General features: G+C 61.2%; 16 protein-coding genes and 1 pseudogene. 5 read left to right on the top strand and 12 right to left on the bottom strand.

Features of this window, described 5'->3' with window-relative positions; genetic code table 11:
• Positions 1–12 precede the first annotated feature (12 nt).
• Positions 13–939, top strand: coding sequence for a tyrosine-type recombinase/integrase (locus H582_RS30670; protein ID WP_084136575.1), 927 nt, complete (start codon positions 13–15; stop codon positions 937–939).
• 53 nt (positions 940–992) lie between these two features.
• Here H582_RS30670 and darG read toward each other — a convergent pair whose 3' ends face one another.
• The 6 genes and pseudogenes from darG to H582_RS0104600 form a co-directional block, all read right to left on the bottom strand.
• Positions 993–2,024 (bottom strand): type II toxin-antitoxin system antitoxin DNA ADP-ribosyl glycohydrolase DarG, encoded by a 1,032-nt coding sequence (darG, locus tag H582_RS29790; RefSeq protein WP_052332962.1) that lies wholly within the window; start codon positions 2,022–2,024, stop codon positions 993–995.
• A 12-nt stretch (positions 2,025–2,036) separates the two neighbouring features.
• Entirely contained in the window at positions 2,037–2,672 is a 636-nt protein-coding gene (darT, locus tag H582_RS29785) for a type II toxin-antitoxin system toxin DNA ADP-ribosyl transferase DarT (RefSeq protein ID WP_052332961.1), read from the bottom strand.
• 162 nt (positions 2,673–2,834) lie between these two features.
• Positions 2,835–3,308, bottom strand: a complete 474-nt coding sequence (locus tag H582_RS31585; protein ID WP_127464326.1) for a hypothetical protein — start codon at positions 3,306–3,308, stop codon at positions 2,835–2,837.
• A gap of 98 nt (positions 3,309–3,406) precedes the next feature.
• Positions 3,407–3,754, bottom strand: a pseudogene (locus tag H582_RS25985) (sigma-70 family RNA polymerase sigma factor); the annotation flags it as partial.
• 299 nt (positions 3,755–4,053) lie between these two features.
• Positions 4,054–5,073: a Gfo/Idh/MocA family protein gene (locus tag H582_RS0104605; protein ID WP_028597585.1), complete on the bottom strand. Its 1,020-nt coding sequence runs from the start codon at positions 5,071–5,073 to the stop codon at positions 4,054–4,056.
• Positions 5,074–5,101: 28 nt separating this feature from the next.
• Positions 5,102–5,875 (bottom strand): sugar phosphate isomerase/epimerase family protein, encoded by a 774-nt coding sequence (locus tag H582_RS0104600; protein WP_028597584.1) that lies wholly within the window; start codon positions 5,873–5,875, stop codon positions 5,102–5,104.
• Positions 5,876–6,012: 137 nt separating this feature from the next.
• On the opposite strand from H582_RS0104600, the gene H582_RS25980 reads away from it, so the two are divergent.
• From H582_RS25980 to H582_RS0104585, 3 genes are all read left to right on the top strand, one after another.
• A complete protein-coding gene (locus tag H582_RS25980; RefSeq protein ID WP_084136572.1) occupies positions 6,013–6,909 on the top strand; it encodes a helix-turn-helix domain-containing protein in 897 nt (298 codons plus the stop codon).
• 123 nt (positions 6,910–7,032) lie between these two features.
• Complete coding sequence (locus H582_RS0104590) at positions 7,033–7,335, top strand: hypothetical protein (protein ID WP_028597583.1); 303 nt, start codon at positions 7,033–7,035, stop codon at positions 7,333–7,335.
• 15 nt (positions 7,336–7,350) lie between these two features.
• On the top strand, positions 7,351–7,626 hold the full coding sequence (locus tag H582_RS0104585) for a hypothetical protein (RefSeq protein ID WP_028597582.1): 276 nt from the start codon (positions 7,351–7,353) through the stop codon (positions 7,624–7,626).
• A gap of 69 nt (positions 7,627–7,695) precedes the next feature.
• Here the strand turns inward: H582_RS0104585 and H582_RS25975 are convergent, their stop codons facing one another.
• Genes H582_RS25975 through H582_RS25960 form a run of 6 tightly spaced genes read right to left on the bottom strand, consistent with a single transcriptional unit; the run spans position 7,696 to position 15,089 of the window.
• Positions 7,696–8,568, bottom strand: coding sequence for a sugar phosphate isomerase/epimerase family protein (locus tag H582_RS25975; RefSeq protein WP_043110904.1), 873 nt, complete (start codon positions 8,566–8,568; stop codon positions 7,696–7,698).
• Positions 8,565–9,572, bottom strand: coding sequence for a DUF6005 family protein (locus H582_RS25970; RefSeq protein WP_052332960.1), 1,008 nt, complete (start codon positions 9,570–9,572; stop codon positions 8,565–8,567). The genes H582_RS25975 and H582_RS25970 overlap by 4 nt, the downstream gene beginning before the upstream one ends.
• 1 nt (position 9,573) lies before the next feature.
• Positions 9,574–9,810 carry a phosphopantetheine-binding protein gene (locus H582_RS0104570; RefSeq protein WP_307719968.1) on the bottom strand — a complete coding sequence of 79 codons (237 nt, stop codon included), beginning with the start codon at positions 9,808–9,810 and terminating at the stop codon, positions 9,574–9,576.
• A gap of 38 nt (positions 9,811–9,848) precedes the next feature.
• Complete coding sequence (locus H582_RS0104565) at positions 9,849–11,243, bottom strand: AMP-binding protein (protein WP_028597580.1); 1,395 nt, start codon at positions 11,241–11,243, stop codon at positions 9,849–9,851.
• Positions 11,227–13,245 (bottom strand): IucA/IucC family protein, encoded by a 2,019-nt coding sequence (locus tag H582_RS25965; protein ID WP_052332959.1) that lies wholly within the window; start codon positions 13,243–13,245, stop codon positions 11,227–11,229. Before H582_RS25965 ends, H582_RS0104565 begins: the two co-directional genes overlap by 17 nt.
• Positions 13,242–15,089, bottom strand: coding sequence for an IucA/IucC family protein (locus H582_RS25960; protein WP_052332958.1), 1,848 nt, complete (start codon positions 15,087–15,089; stop codon positions 13,242–13,244). The genes H582_RS25965 and H582_RS25960 overlap by 4 nt, the downstream gene beginning before the upstream one ends.
• Before the next feature lie 125 nt (positions 15,090–15,214).
• Between H582_RS25960 and H582_RS25955 the strand changes: the two genes are divergently transcribed.
• Positions 15,215–16,846 carry an AraC family transcriptional regulator gene (locus tag H582_RS25955; RefSeq protein WP_052332957.1) on the top strand — a complete coding sequence of 544 codons (1,632 nt, stop codon included), beginning with the start codon at positions 15,215–15,217 and terminating at the stop codon, positions 16,844–16,846.
• The last annotated feature ends 18 nt before the right edge of the window (positions 16,847–16,864 follow it).

The following is a 16,864-nucleotide window of genomic DNA, read 5'->3' as shown; positions in this document are numbered from 1 at the left end:
GGTGGAGACGGAATGACGCCCTCTGGAATTGTATTCGACTCTATTTATTTTAAAACTTGGAGTGAACACTCTGGCTTAAAGAAACCAGCATGCTCAGCAACCAAAAAGGTTCTCGCCACACTTCAGGAATTTCTTTTGGAGAACGGTTTCGAAGGCAATCTAGATTTTGACCGATTCACATATTATGTTGAATCAAATGATTTTGAACCGATTAACAAATCGTTCATTGATCAATTTGTTCAGTATCTTATATCATCAAATCCAGGGCTTTCAAATAAAACCATTTACAATAAAATTAGTTCATTAAAGAGCTTTTTCAACTTTCTTGATCGAGTAAATATGATAAGCCACAACCCCATGGCCCATTATACAAACAAATATTATGAACGAAATATAAATATTAATTTCTTGACTGAGGTTGAGTGTAAAGACCTCCTGAAAGCAGCCCTTCTAGAGGAGCCCTTCTCCAAATATTACTATCTGTTGATTTGGACAGCCATTACAACCGGACTTAGAAACAATGAAATATGTTGCCTTTCATTTGAGCAGATCAACTTTCAAAATAATATGGTGATAGTTAACAAAGGTCAAAAAACAAATGCTAAGGGGGTCGCCATTCCTGGGTTCCTAGCAAACGAACTGAAACACTTCAGACAATATAAGGAGACCATTGAAGAAGATTTTAGTCCATATGTATTCTCAAGAAAAAAACGTAAACTCTATAATAATCAAATGGTATCTATAGTCAGATCTATATCAGAAAAAGCCGGGATTAATAGAAGGGTCATTCCCCATGATCTCAGAAGAACTACCGGATTTCTGATGCTTAAAAGTGGTGCAAACTTGAGAGCAATTCAACAACAATTAAGGCATGAGTTGTTAGGTACCACGTTGGAGTACCTCCCCATTTCGGTTAGTTTGATATTAGACGAGGATTAAAAAAATGCCCTTCCAATGCTGAATTGGACAGGGCATTCATATCGTTTGTAGGATTAATCTATGGCAGTTAAATGTCTCCAAGCCATCTCGATATGTGTATCTTTAAAGACATTCTTCTTCCTTTCATTCCAGGCTTTAAAATGATCAATCGCAATCTTCACATTATCTCTGGAATCAGGAAAATGCTTAATAATCCAATCGGTCGTAGCTAGCAATTCAAGTCCGTATGGGGTTTCGTAACCTTCAATTATTTGTTTGGTATGCTGAAGCCTTATTTCCGTGCTCCCATCATTTAATTGACTCAGAAAGCCTTCAGCTTCCCTTGTTACTTCAGGTAAAAGATAAATCTCCGCATCCCGATTTCGATCTCCATATCCCCGTATATAATGCCCTTCAAGTCTTTGAAGAACATGATTTAAATTGTCAGCATACGGTCCAAACTGAGCTTTAACAAATCTTAGCTTTAAATCCTCTCCACTCTCTTGCAAAAAGTAAGCAAGTTTCTGTATTTCCAACATTGACAGTTTGTAGCCCGGTGCAGCATAGAGATTCATTAGCATTATAAGTAAGGCTCTAGCACGAGTTAACTTCGGCTTTTCGGTTCCAACACGCATTTTATCAGGCTCAGGACTTCCAATTGGCGGGTAAACCATAAATAAAACCTCAGGAACTTTCAATGCCGCTTCCTCAATTAGTGGCCGAACGTCTTCCCAGTTCAAACCACCATTACCGCAGCCTAATGGAGGGATTGCTACTGATCTAATTCCATACTCCCGAATTATCTCAATAAAATCAATTAATCCAGACTGTATGTCTTCAATCTTTGACTTTCCTTTCCAATGACGCTTTGTTGGAAAGTTAATGATGTATCGAGGATTAAACATAGACCCTGTATCAACAACAAACATTTTACCTGGCATAACCATATTATTTTTGCATGCTTTTTCGTACTCTTTAAAATTATCAGGATAAGCCTGTTTAAATTGAAGTGCTATCCCCTTACCCATTACTCCTACACAATTCACCGTGTTTACTAAAGCCTCGGCCTCGGATTCCAACAAGTTACCTTTCTTATACTCAATCACAAACTCACCACCTTAGTAATACCATTCTCTGCGTACCTCAACAGGTATATTAATCGAGTTATTACGCAAAATTTTAAGTGCCTCACCCTTGTAAGTTTCATTAATTACACCAATTTCAAGTATAGAGTCAATGGGAAAAAACTCAAAAGCCAAGAACTCCGCCTGCCGTTTCCGTTTTCTGTCAGGATATTCAGTAGTATCATACCAATATTGGGATCTCATTATTCCCCAGTCAATTTGCTCTAAATCAACCGGGTCATTGTAAAATTCGGAATAACTCATGATCGCATGTCCATCTGTAAACACGAATGGGATTTTCTCTGATAACACTTGTTGTACCGTTGATACCAAATATATAATTTGATTTTGACCACCTTGATACTGTGGCACATTTCCTTGATTAATTGTATACAACATTGGTGACCGCGGCGCAAAGTAAAAAGGAACATAATCATGTAGATTACCGTATGGATGTATTGGAACTTGTTTTTCCGAGCGTCTAGATTGAATTTGCTCATAAGCAATATTCACGAAAGAGCTTTCGTGCTCGTGTAATTGGTTTATACAAACGAGACCATTATTGTTAAGGATCGAATGTAAATTCCCAATACTCGTTATATGATAAATAAATGTTGGATTCGGCACCATTTAGCTACACTCCATGTCTAATCACGTTAGAGTGTTATTTCGACAAAGGAAATGAATTTCCTCCCAGGTAGCAACAGAATATATGTTCGTATTTATTATATTCGAATGATTTAATCAAGTCAAAAGTTACTGATGATGTTATTCAAAGAATTTAACTCGGAATTACTCCATGTCATCAGAAATATGTAATTCACGTTGACACACATCACATTTAACAATTAGATATGTGCCTAAGCCCGAGGGGATAAAAGTAAAAGCGAATTTAGCCCCGCTTACGTCAACTGCTTTACATTGGTCCCATTGATTAATACTTTTCATGATTTCTTCACTTATTGAAAATGTTATCGCTGTTCTCGATGGTTCATTTTTCTGAGTACAATCACCCATATCGTCTAAATTAGTGTGATCAGGGTTTTTGGGATCAAACTCTCTTTGAACTGCCTTATGTAACTCAACGATTTCTTTAGCAAAGTCAAAAGTATTTAAATAAAAACCCCATATTTCTAAGATATCGTTTGAAAGTCCATCGAACATCATTCTTGCCTCTGCCTCAGAGTAATCCATCTTTTTTAGTTCTTCAATAACACCCATGAAATAATGCTTGTACATTTCACTTTTTGATTTCTCATCTTTCATTTTCCGCAACCCTTTCCGTACCCACAAGTATTCAAAAAGCCACATGCTCTGATGTGGCTTCATAAGTAATAAGCCTTTCTTTAATGCAACACTTATGACATTAGAATCTCGTTCTCGATGCAGCGGGCGGCGAATGTCGCCAGCTTCGTGCCCTTGCCGGTCTGGAAGCTTTCGATCGCCTTGATGAGCCCGATCGTGCCGATCGAGATGAGATCCTCCGCGTCCTCGCCTGTATTGTCGAATTTTTTGACGATGTGCGCGACGAGCCTCAGATTGTGCTCGATGAGCAGATTGCGCGACTGCTGGTTGCCCTCGGCCATCAGCTTCAGATGGCGGAGCTCATCCTCCTCCTGCAACGGCTGCGGAAACGCATTGTTTTTGACATAGGACACAAGCAGGCTGAGCTGCTTGATGAACAGGGCGATTGCGGCAAAAAGTCCAGGCATTTCGGAGGCCACCCCCATGCGGTACTACCGTCTCTGCCAGGGGCAGGCGGTGCAGATGTACGGTTAGTTTATGTGGGCGGCCGCCCAGAAGTGCCTGTACTCCGCCATCGAGCCGCAAAATTAGACATTCGGCGCGCGGTTTCATTCGATCCGGATAAGGGGAGCCGATGGCACTCCCGCCTGCCTGAACCTAAAAAAGGAGCGAAGCGTCGATCGCTTCGCTCCTTGCCGCTGTCGGCGAGCCTTCGACTCTCCCCCCAGCCTGCCGCCGCAATCGGCAGCTTCTTGCAGGCAGCCTCTTACAGCTTGACGAACTGCCCGGTCCGCTGGGACTCGAACGCCGCGAGGATGACCTTCAGCGACTTCAAGCCTTCCTCGCCGGAGATCGCCGGCGGCGTGCCGGTCGAGACGGATTCCAGGAACGCGTCGATGACGCCGCTCGGCACTTGCTTCTCGTTGGTCGCCATGGCGCCGACCTTGTACGTCTGGGTGAGGCCCTCGGTCGGCTCGACGATGACCTCGTCGCCGTCGACGGTGCCGATCTTCATGACGCCGCGCTCGCACCAGAGCACCGTGCTGTTGTCCCCGCCCTTGTACTGCGTCCAGCTGGCGACGAGCGTGCCGATCGCGCCGCTCTTCATGCGCAGCAGGCAGGCGGCGTTGTCGTCCACGTCCGTATCCTTCTTGTCCACCGTGCCGATGAAGCCGGCGACCTCCGCCACCTCATCGTTCAGCAGATAGCGGATGAAGTCCGACTTGTGCACGCCGAGGTCGCCCATCGCGCCCATGACGGCCTCGTCCTTGCGGAAAAACCAGCTGCCCGCGCCGTCGACGCTCCAGCCCTCGGGACCGGGATGGCCGAACGACGTGCGGAACGTCAGCACGCGGCCGAGCTCGCCGGAGTCGAGAATCTCCTTGGCCTTGACATGCGGAGGCATCAGCCGCTGATTGTGGCCGACCATGAGGAAAACGCCGTTCCTGCGCGCCGCCTCGATCATCTGCTCGCCTTCCTCTGCCGTGGCAGCCATCGGCTTTTCTACCAGCACATGCTTGCCCGCGTTCGCGGCGAATATCGCCATCGAGGCATGCAGATGGTTCGGCGTGCACACGCTCACGGCATCGACGTCCTCGCTCGCGAGCAGCTCCTCGTAGCTGGCGTAAGCCTTGCCGCCGTATTGGTCCGCCATCGCCTGCGCCCGCTCCAGGATCGGATCGGCAAAGGCGACCAGCTCCGCCAGCTCATTCTCGGCATACTCGGGAATATGTCTGCGCTGGGCGATCGCGCCGCAGCCGAAGACCGCGATTTTGATTTTGCTCATCGGATCGGTTCTCCCTTCGGAATTGGAATCAAGCGTTCAAATAATGGCGCTGCACCCAGGCGTAGCTGTTCGCTACGCTCTCGAGCGGCGGATTTTGGCAATGGTCCTGCTCCACGATCAGCCACTGCACGCCCGCTGCCTCGGCCGCCTCGATGACGGCCGGCAGGTCCACGCCGCCTTGTCCGAGCTCCAGCGTCTTCATGCCGCCCTGCTCGTCGAGGGCGAAGTCCTTGAGATGAAGGAGCGGCAGCCGGCCGGCATACTTGCCGATGTACGCCACCGGATCCCGTCCGGCGAACTGCACCCAGCAGACGTCCATCTCGACCTGGACCGCTTCCGGCGCCGTCGCTTGGAACATGGCGTCGAAAGCATTCTCCTCGCCGACCTGACCGTGAAACTCGAAGTCATGGTTGTGATAGCCGAAGACCAGTCCCTGCTTGGCCGCCTCGGCGCCGATCGCCTGCAGCTCGGCGAACAGAGCGGTCCAGCCCTCGCCCGTCTGCGGCCGGTCCTCCTCCATCAGATAAGGGCAGATCATGTAGGTCGCGCCGATCGTCTTCAGATAGTCGATTTCCTTCTGCAGGTTCTGGCGCAGCGCGTGCAGCGAGACGTGGCTGCTGAAGCCCTTCAGCCCCAGCTCGTCCAGCGTCGCTTTCATTTCTTCGGCGGAGAGGTCTCCGTATCCTGCGAACTCGACGCCTTGATAGCCGAGCGCCGCCGCTTTGCGCAGCGTGCCCTTGAAGTCGGACGCGGTCTCCTCGCGCAGCGTAAACAGCTGCAGGCCGATGCTGATCTTGGTCATTGGTAGTCAATCTCCTCTGCGGAAAGGATTTTAGGCTCAGGTTTCATTCTAGGCGATTCCCCTCTAGAATGAACATATACAATTCCGGCAAAACATGAACGATTTGCTTGGAAATCTGAAGACGGAGGCCGTTCCCGGTGGAAACTTCCCTGCTGATCTGCGATTATTCCAGCCATTACAAGCCGTTTCTCCATGATGTGAGGAGCGGCCTGCAGCATTACCTATTTCGCCTGCAGGCCGAAGGCACCTGCGAGGTCGCCTCGGGCGGCGTCTCCTACAGGCTTGCGGGAGGAGACCTGCTCCTGCTGCGGCCCGGCGACGACTATCATCTGAGCGTGAGCGAGCCGGCCAGGAAGGGACGGCTGTCGAGCGGGGACTATTATCTGTTCTGCCATGGTCCCTGGATCGACGCCTGGTGGAGCCGCAAAGAGCGCCCGACGGTCAGCCGCGTCGGAGCCGACGAGCAGCTCATCACGCTTTGGCGCAGCCTTCTGCTGGAGAAGCGCCGCCATGCCCTCGACGAGGATGCGGAGCTGAAGGACGCGCTCCTGCGCAGCCTCTGCCTGTATATCGACCGGGCGATCGCCGAAAGCGCGCCGAGCGGGACGCCGGGAACGGCGGCGCTCAAGATCAAGCGGTTCATCGAGGAGCGGGCCTTCTCCACCTTCAAGCTCGAGGAAGCCGCGCGGCATGCCGGACTGAGCCTCTCCCGAGCGGTGAGGCTGTTCAAGGAGCAGTTCGGCAAGACGATGATCCAGTACGCCATCGAGATCCGGCTGCAGGCGGCCGTCGAGCAGATCAAATACGGCGAGCTGAAGCTCGAGCGGATCGCGAAAGCATGCGGCTTCGCCAGCTATTCTTATTTCCACCGCGTCTTCCGGACGCATTTCGGGCTTTCGCCGCTGGAGTACCGTTCGCTGCACTACGAGCGAGGCTCGAGCGGGCCGGTTGGTTCGGACGGCTCGGCCAGCTCGGGCGGACCGGTTGGCTCCGGCAACCCGGGCGGCTCGGGCGGAGAGACCGGGCCGGAATGACCGGTCACGGCACGAACACGTCGATCCTCGCATTTCCATCCTTTTCATAAAAAACACTCAACTTCCCATGTCTTCCTGCCGATAATCTTTGGGTTCGATTATAGACAAGGGGAGAGTCCACCGATGGAAACGACCATCCAACCGCTTGACGGAAGCCCGTCCGGCCCGAATCCTTACGCGCCTTATCGCAGCGACGAGCCCGTCAGCGTCAAATCCTGGCTGATCACGCTCGTCATCCTGATGATTCCGATCGTGAACATCGTCATGCTGTTCGTCTGGGCGTTCGGCGACAGCGCCAATCTCAACCGCAAGCATTTCTCGCGCGCCTATCTGCTCTGGGCGCTCATCGGCATTGCATTCTACTTCGTCCTATTCGCGATCTTCGGCGCTGTCATGATCAGCGCGTTGAGCGAAATGCCGGTCTAAAGGAGGAATTTCGACATGAATGCACAGCCTTATTCCGGCTCGGCTCGCGATCCGTATCACGGGGGCGGCCCCAGCTCGGTCATGACGACCGGCAACTGGTTCGTCACCCAGCTGCTCCTGGCGATTCCGATCGTCGGCCTCATCCTGCTCTTCGTATGGGCGTTCGGCGAGAATGCCAACGTCAACAAGCGCAACCTGAGCCGCGCCTACCTGCTGCTTTTCCTGATCCTGATCGGCGTCGGACTCGCCATTTCCATGCTGAGCGCGCTGATCGTAGCGAGCGGAAGCTAGCCGCAAAAAAGCTGCCCTGCCAAGTCGACGGACTTGGCGGAGCAGCTTTTTTTTACCCTAAAGAAAGCCTCAGCGCAGAGCGCCTGCGGCCGTCGCTTGCGCCCGCGCGATTCGGCCGCGCAGCCAGACGCTCTCGCGGGCGAGCATGCCGGCGGGGTCTCCGCCGAACCATTCGACCGAGCCGTACAGCTCCGGCTCGCCCGCGGCGAGCTCCAGCAGCGGCTCGTAGTCGATCGCGCCGTCGCCGAGCGCGACCATGCCCTCGCGGCTGCCGCCGGCCGCATAAACGATGTCCGGCCGGAATACGCCGACATGCTCCAGCCGGTCGATGTTCTTGAGATGCACATAGCCGATCCACGGCTTCAGCGCCCGCCAGCAGGCGGACGGCTCGCCTCCCGCCTCCCACAGATGGAGGGCGTCGAAGTTGAGCAGCGCCGCTCCCGGCCGCAGCGCATCGGCCAGCCGCATCATCTCCGCCGCCATCGCCGGCGTGTCGAGCAGCGTCGCCGGATGCGTCTCCAGCAGCAGCTGCACGCCCGCCTCGCGGCAGAGCGCCCCGAGCTCGCAGGCCTGCTCGATGACGACGCGGCGCTCGCCGCCGTCCAGCTCGGCGCTGCCGCGGCTGCCGGCGAAGATGCGCAGCCGCGGAGCCCCGCACCAAAGGGCGCGCTCGATCAGCCGCTGGCAGCTGTCGCAACTCGCGGCGAAGTCGGCCTCCGGCGAGATGTCGACATAATGGCTCACCATCGAGATGCCGAGGCCGTGCGCGCGCAGCCGCGCGAGATCCTCCTCCGCCTGCCGGCGGTTCAGCTCATGGAGCTGGGCGGCGTGGGCGCCCCACAGCTCGATGCCGTCATAGCCGAGCCGGGCAGCCAGCTCCGCCAGCTCGCGGAACGAGACGAGCTGGTGGCGGAACGAGATCGTGCACAGCGCCGTTTTCATGCCGGCACCTCCGCCTGCCCCCGCAGCGGCGGGGCCGGCTCGCCGAGCGCCGCCTGCCGCCAGCCGTCGTACTGGCGCCAGATCTCCTCCTTGATGCCGCGTTCGATCGCGTCGGCTTCGTCGAGGCTTTCGAGCAGCGTCTCGACGAGCGCTTTTTTTCCGGTCATGGCGATCTTCACGGACAAGTAGTGGGCGGTCGAGTACGTCTGGCACAGGTCCTCGATCTGGTTCGCCCACTTCAGGAAGCGGTCGCGCGAGTAGCCGAGCGTATCCTGGAAATACATCAAGGCGTACTCGTAGCCGTACTTGCGGATCGCGAGCACCTTCAGCTGCTTCAGCGCCGGCAGCAGATGGGCGAGCGCCTCCGGCGTGCCGGCTCCGGCCGCTCTCGCCACGATGGCGCGCACCTGCTCCGTCAGCTCGTTGCGCTCCGGCCGGAACGTCTCGCGGAAGTACGCGTCCACGAGCTCCAGGCTCGGCGCGCCCACGGCCTGCGCATCGATCGAGTAGCCGGCCCCGTCCTCGCCCATCGCCAGGATGGCCGCCACGACGTCGTCCTTTTTGGCCTCGCCCTCCCAGCGGAAGTCCGGGTCGAACACGAACCACCTATCGTCGCGATCCGTCTTCGACACCATCAGATAATGAGGAAACGGGCTCATGCTCGCCTTCGTCTCGCGGTCCGGCAGCCGGCTCATGTCGAGCATGACGAGCAGGTAGCGATGCTCCGGCTGCTCCTCCATCAGCTCCAGCAGCCGCTCCACGTTGCGCTCCGGCGAGAGGCCGGGGTCATGCCAGCGCTGCGCGCGCAGGCCGAACAGCCGCTCGAAGTCGTCGAACCGCCGCTGATGCGACAGCCTTTCGGAATGATAGGCGAGGCGGCCGTCGTCCGTCACGTCGAACTCCGCATCCCACACGCCGAAATAAAACGGCCGGTGGTCGGCCTCTCCGCGCCTTTTCACGATCTCGCACAGGCAGCTCATCAGGCAATGGATCTTGATGCTCATGTCAACCCTTCCCTTCCGCTGCGAGCGGGCGCAGCTCCCCCATGAAGTCCAGCACCGATCCGACCGTCGCCAGCGCGCGCGGATCGACCTCCGCATCCGGCACCGCCAGCCCGAGCCGCACCTCGATCCAGACGATCAGCTGCATGACGAGGATGGAGTCCAGCCCCAGGTCCTCGGCGAGCCGCAGCCCGTCGTCCAGCCGCTCCGGCAGCTGTCCGAGGCCGAGGTCCTGCTCCATCAGGCCGCGCAGCCCGCTCCTTCTCGCTTCTCTCGGCATCATGATTCCTCCTCCCGGCGCAGTCGCGCGCGGCTGATCTTGCCCGAGGGCAGCGCGGGCAGGCTGGAGACGAGCGCGATCGCGGCCGGCACCTGGTAGGCGGGCAAAAGCCTGCGGCAAGCCTCGCGGATCGCCTCCTCGCCGACGCTGCCGTCGGCGACGACGCGCGCGCTCACGCGCTCGCCCATGACCGGATGACGGCTGCCGTAGACGACCGCCTCGCGCACGCCGGCCACCTGCAGCAGCGCCCGCTCGACCGCGGCCGGATACACCTTGCGTCCGCCGATGTTGATGACGTCGTCGGCGCGGGCGACGAGCCGCAGCCCGCCGTCTTCGGCGCGGTAGGCCAGATCGCCGGTGCGGAACTCCGCTTGCGCGGCGGCAGCTCCGCGCTCCGGGAGGCGTCCTCCCGGATCCGGAAGCACGATCCCGTCCGGACGACGCTCGCCGCTTCTCTTCTCCGCCGCAGACAGCGGCCGCCAGGATGCGCCGACCCCGCGCCCGTATTCGCCGGAGCTCGCGGCAAGCGGCCCCCGGCGGCGCAGCGTCAGCTCCGCCGGCTCGTCCGGGCCGCCGCCCGCCCGCGCCTCGAAGCGGCCGAGCTCGGTCCCGATGTCCTGCACGCCGGCCATGCGGGCCGACAGCGAGACGCAGCCGAGCTCGGTGCAGCCGTACTGCTGCATCAGCGTATCCGCCTGGGCTTGCAGCCGCTTGAACAGCGGCTCCGTCATCGGCGCGCCGGAGGAGAGCAGCCTGTGGAAGCGCATGCCCTCTCCCGCGAGCGACGAAATCAGATGGAACAGCAGCGGCACGCCGTAGACGAGATGGCGCGGATGCTCGCGCAGCGCGGCCAGCATCGCCTTCGGATTGCGGGCCGGAGCGAGCACCGGCTCGGCTCCCCGCGCCAGCGTGGCGACGACGCCGCACAGCAGCCCGAACGAATGCGACACCGGCGCGAGCACGACCGTTGTCAGGCCGCTGTCCGCCCCCGCGCCGGCCTGCTCGAGCGCCCGGTTGTAGTCGGCCGTCTCCTCGGCGATCTCGGCCCATGTCCGCCGCAGCAGCTTGGAGCGGCCGGTCGTGCCGGACGAGTGCTGGAGCAGCGACGGCTCCCAGGGCGTCCGCTCCTGCGGCTGCGGACCGGCCAGGAACTGCTCCGCGCGGCCGTAGACGAGGCCGCAGCAGCCGCTCTCGAGCGAGGTCTCGAACGCCGCGTCCAGCGGCATGTCCTCGCTCAGCAGCAGCGCGGACCCGCCTTCCTCCCGCAAATAGAGCGCGAGCGCGGCCGTTTCCTCGCGGCTTTCGAGGCATAGCGCGTACAGCCTCCCCGACGGCCGCGCGAGATGCGGCAGCCGGCGGAAGCCGGACCAATGCGATTCAAATCGGCTGGACATGGAGCATCGCCTTCCTTTCCTGAATTCGGCTGCGGGCGGCCAGCAGCGGGTTCGGAGCCTCGTGGCAGTAGGTCACCGTCGGATCGGGGAACAGGCGGCCCTTGGTCAGCGCCTCGACCTGGCAGAGCGGACGGAACAGGCTGAACGCCTCCATCCGCTCCGCAGGCTGCGGGAAGCGCTCGAAATGCGCGTCCAGCAGCTCTGCCGCCAGCTCCCAGAACGCCTCCTCCGCGAAGCCGTGGCGGCGCTCCAGCATCCAGCTCAGCTCGCCGAGGTTGAACAGCAGCAGCGCGTCCAGCAGCGTATCGCGCACAGCCGCCGGATCGTCCTGCTCGAACAGCGCGTTCGGCGCGGCGAGGCGGAAGTTCTCGTGGATCGAGCGGTAGTCTGGAACCGTCTGCGGCTCGGCCAGCAGCGGCGGATGGTAGTAGAAGCCTTCGTGCACGTCCTTGAGCGCGGCTCGCTCCGGCCAGCCGCCGCGATGCAGCAGCGCCATGTTCTGGCCGTGCGATTCCAGCGCGACGCCATGGACGACGAGCAGATGCGCGGCCGGCAGCAGCGACACCTCCAGCAGCCGGCGCACCCAGCGCTCGGCGCCGTAGCGCTCCAGCCAGGGGCCGACGAACGTGCCGCGCGCATCCTCCGCGAACAAAGCGTTGAACGGCGCGGCCTGCTCGCCCTCCTCCAGCTTCGGCTCCAGCGACTCGCGCCAGAGGCAGGCGAGCACGCCGTAGATGTCCGGCTCGACGCTCTCGTCCGCCGGCGGCGGATCGTAGACGACGCCGGCGAATTCCTCCAGCAGCACGAGCCTCGCCTCGTCGCGCAGATAGGCGTCCCGCCCGATCATGCCGCTCAGCCAGCGCGACGTCTGCGGCGCGCTCGCCACCGAATGCGGACTGAGATAGCGCGAGGCCGACGTGTTGACGAGGCTCATCGCCAGCTTGGCGTACGGCCTTTCGGGCCGGGACCGGTTCGTCATCGTGCGGATCGACTGCTGCGGCGCATAGAGGTCTCCGCCCTCGCCCAGCAGCACGACCGTGCCCTCGCGGATGCAGTCCGCCAGCGCCCGCGCGATCTGACGCCGCCATTGCCAAGGATGGACCGGCAGCAGCGCGTAGGCGTCCGGATCATGCCCGAGCCCGCGCAGCTTGGAGCGGAACGCCTCCAGCGTCTCCTCCCCCAGCTCCTCGCGGGCGAGGCTCTCCAGCGTCCGCTCCGGCGCGCAGGCAAGATGCAGCCAGCCGTCGTCCCGCACCGCCGCCCACAGCAGCCGCAGCTGCGGGCGATATTCCGGCCCGTAGCGGAAGTTGTCGGCGTAGTCGAAGCCGACCCGCGACTTGTACGAGGGATGATAAGGATGGCCCTCGCCGAGCGCCGTCTCCAGCTCGCCGTACGGCAGCTCGCGGAGCTCGGCGACCGGCGAAGGATGCAGGCAGCGATAGACGGCGTCCTTGAGGCGCGTCTCCTCCAGCTCGCGGATGAACGCGGCGAGGCTGTCCGGCTCGACCTCCGTGCCGCGCAGCAGCTCCGCCATCATCATGCCGAGCGGCGTTCCCTCCGCCGTGCCGCCGGCCGATCTGCGGCGCACCGGCCCGTCCAGCCGGATGCGGCCGAACGTCGCCGTCCGCCGCCCCTCCGCTTCATAGCGGACGGGGGCGCCGTCCCGGTCCGCTGCCCGCAGCGCGAACCTTAGCCGCCCGCGTCCTGCCGCGCCTTCTCCTTCCGCATGTCCTGCCGCCTCCAGCTCCTCGAACGGCACGAGCCGCTCGAACAGCATCGACTCGACCAGCTGGCGGCGCATCCGCTCGCCGACCTCGTCGTAAGCGGCGGAGCGCAGCGCCCGCTGCACGAGCTCGTCCTGCGGCATCGGCTCGTCCTGCGTCGATCGTTCGTCCTTCTGCACGAGCTCGCCCTGCCCGGACGGCTCGTCCTGCGTCGATCGTTCGTTCTTCCGCACGAGCTCGTCCTGCCGCGTTCTTTCCTCCCGCCTGTCCGGCCTCATGAAGCTCCTCCTCCCATCGCTTCGGCGAGCGCCCGGCGCCCGCCGCTCCTTCGTCCGAGCCCTGCCGCGGCGAGCAGCGGATTGGGGATCGGCACATAGACCGACTGCCGCTCCAGCGGCAGCTCCAGCTCGTCCATGTCATGGAGCCGCGTCAGCAGATTGCCTTTGCACGGCAGCTCCTCCGCCTGCAGCAGCCGCTCGAGGAAGCGCGAGCCCTCCCGGTCCAGCGGACGGAACGCTTCCAGCTCCCGCCGGATGTCCAGCAGCAGCTCCTCCTCCTTCGCCAAGCCCTCGACGCCGAACGCGCCGACGAGGCCGAACAGATGGTTGACCATCAAATAGTAGATCAGATGCTCGTCCGTCACCTCGTCGGCGTACACGTCGCCGCTCTTGCTGCCGATGCCCGGCAGCTCGCGCTCGAGCGCGCCGAGCATGGAGCGGCTGAAATAATAGCCCTGGTTGTCGCGGAACCAGTACCGCACCGGCCAGCCGTCGCCGTCCAGCTCGACGAGGCTGTTCTGCATATGGGCTTCGAGCGCGATGCCGTACGCGAGATGCAGCCGGACGAGCGGCCGCAGCGACAGCTCGAGATAGCGGCGGAACCAGCGCCTCGACGCCTCGGCCTCGGCGAGGCCCGTCCGCTCGGCGAGCCGGCCGATCAGGCGGCCGAGCGGCGAGCGCCGGCCCGGCAGCGCCTCCTGGGCGAGCGCGGCGAGCGTGACGGCGCGGCAGGAGCCGCCGCTGCGGAACGGATTGTCCCGCAGCACGACCTCGAAGCCGCTCGCCGGCCCCTCTTCCTCCCCGAGCGTCGCGTAGGCCGGATCCGTCATGACCGCGAAGCCGGGGTACGCCCGGCAAGCCTCGCCGATGCGCGTATCGAGCAGCCGCCGAATCTCGATGCCGCTTTCCAGCTCGTTGATCTTCATCACCCGCAGCGAGTTGGTCAGCTTCACCCGCAGCGAGAACTTCAGCATGTAGGCGGCATCCGGATGATACACCGTGCGGACGGAGGAGGTCGGAAAATACTCTCTGCCCCCCGGCCCCAGGCTCCGCAGCAGCCCGCGCTCCAGCCAGTCCTGCGTGCGCGGCTGCTCCAGCAGCCAGCGCGCCTGCAGCGGATGCACCGGCAGCATCGTCCAGCCGGCTTCGGCGCAGCGCTTCTTGAGCTCCGGCGCGGCCTCGGGATCGGCCAGCAGCTCGCCGCGCAGCAGCTCCGAGGCCGGGCTGCCGGCAGCCGACCGCTCCTTGACGATCGACCGATGCGCCTGAAAATAATGCAGCCGGAAGCGCCCGCCGAGCTCGGGGCAGTAGACGCCCGCTTCCGCGCCGCTCATGCCTTGGCGGCTTTTCGGCGTCGGATGGAAGCCGTGGCCGAAGACGAGCGACTGCTCGGCGGACAGGAAGTCGTTCCCGCCGGACTCCGGCTCCGGCCGGGCGAGCGCGGCGGCGACGATCTCCTCCACGTTGCGGCAGCTCTGGATGATGCGCAGCAGCAGCTCGTCGCGTCGCGCGAGGCCCGGCCTCGTCAGCGCCAGCTCCTGCACGAGCAGCGCCGACGCCGTGATGTAGTCGGCCTCCGCCAGCGCGCCGCCGAGCTCCGGCCGGTACCAGGCCTTGCCGCTGGCCGCATGCCGGCCGGTCGGCGAATGGTAGTCCAGCCCGACCCACAGCACGATGCCTTGCGCGCTCAGCCGCAGCTCCAGCATGCCGGCCCGGCCCGGCTGCGCGCCGGCCGGCGTTTCCTGCGGCAGCCGCAGCTCGGCGTCCGCTCCCGCCTCGCGGGCATAACAGTTGACCATCGCCTGCAGAGCTGTCCGCTCCGCGACCGATTTGGCCTCGTTCATAATAGACCCCCTTGTTCAACTTATTCAGGCATCCGCTTTGGTCGGGCGGCTTGCCAGGATCAGGAAGGAACGATTATAATAATGATAATCATTCTCATTAAATCCACAAAAAAAAGGAGCTTTCCATGCCCAGCGTCACGAAGCGCGCTTCTTCTTATACGTTCGTCTCCTTGAAACGCCATCGTCTCGAGGGCGGATCGCCGGTCCAGCCGTTCCGCCTGCTCCGCCATGCCCTCATCTTCCTCTTCGACGGCTCCGGCCGGCTCGAGCTCAACGGACAGCCTTGCCCGCTCGAGCCCGAAAGCTGCTGGGCGCTCGCTCCCGGCACCTGGATCAAGGCGGAGCTGCAGCCGGATCGGCCGCTCGACGCCTATGTGCTGGAGTACGACGGCAGCGGGCCGTCCGTGCTCCCTCTATGCGCCGCGGCCAAGCCTCGGCCGGGCGCTCCCGAGTTGCCGGGACGCAGCGTCCGCATCGCCGCCCCGAGCTCCGTGCTGACGCTGCTCGGCGGCATGCTCGAGCTCGGCCGCAGCCGGACGCCCTCGGCCTTTTTCCGGCGGCAGGCGCTGCTTTACGAGCTGCTGCACCGGGTCAGCCTCATGCCGGGCGAGGAGGAGAACGGCGCTCAGGAAGCGGTCCAGCGCACGATCCGTTATTTGGAGACGCACTATATGGAGCCGATCCAGGTCGGGGAGCTGCCGCGGATGGCCAGCCTGACGCCGAGCGCCTACTGCCGCTCGTTCAAAAAAGCGACGGGGCAGTCGCCGACCGCCTATTTGACGGAGCTGCGCATGCGCCAGGCTAAGGAGCTGCTGCGGCAGCCGGGACGGCCGACGCTGCGCGACATCGCCGCCAGCGTCGGCTACGCGGACGAGCTGTATTTCAGCCGGCTGTTCAAAAAGACGGCCGGCGTCTCGCCCAGCGCCTTCGCCGGACGCAGCGCAACGCGCGTCGCGATCGTCAGCCATCTGTTCCTGCAGGATCATCTGCTGGCGCTCGGCATCAAGCCGGTCGCCGCGCCCGCCTTTCCGAGCGTCTATCGCACGCCCTCGGGATTCCCGGACTATCTGCAGCCGCAGCTGGAGGGCACGAAGCCGCTCAACGCCGAGACCTCCATCCTCCCGCGCGACGTGCAGAGCCTGTCGCCCGACCTCATCATCAAGATGGATTTCGGCGGCAATCCGACCGACGGCCCGTGGCGCGGCATGCCGAACACCGTCTGCATGGACGGCTTCGGCGTCTGGCAGGCCTACCTCGAATCGCTCGGCGCCATGCTCGGCCGGGAAGCCGAGGCGGAAGCCGCCGTAAGCCGCGTGCAAGGCATCGAGCTCGCGTATCGCGGCCAGCTCGCCTCCGCCGCCGCAGCGGCCGGAGAGCTGGCGATCGTGCGCGTGCTGCCGGGCGACTTCCGCCTTTTCGGCGCCGACGGCCATGCCTTCAGCGATCTGTTCTATCGAGCGCTCGGCTTTTGCCCGCACAGCCGCATCCGCCACGGCTTCTACCGCAGCCATGCGTTCGAGGAGCTGCTGTCGATGGATCCGGACAGCATCCTCGTCGTATGGAGCGACGCGCGCGAGCTGGCCCGGCTGCGCGCCCACCCGGCCTGGAGGGAGCTGCGCGCCGTCCGCGAAGGCCGGCTGCATGTGCCTGACAGCCGCGAATGGGATCCATGGGGACCTTCGGGGCGGGAGTTCGCCATCTACGACTGCGCCCGCTACTTCAGCGGCATGCCCCGCGGAGCCGCGCGCGTGCGCTGATCCGGCTCGAGCCTCGCG

Source organism: Paenibacillus pasadenensis DSM 19293 (genome assembly GCF_000422485.1).
In the GTDB taxonomy this organism is placed as follows: Bacteria; Bacillota; Bacilli; order Paenibacillales; family Paenibacillaceae; genus Paenibacillus_O; species Paenibacillus_O pasadenensis.
The sequence above is the reverse complement of the archived record's forward strand: the minus strand, read 5'-3'. Positions and strand labels throughout refer to the sequence as shown.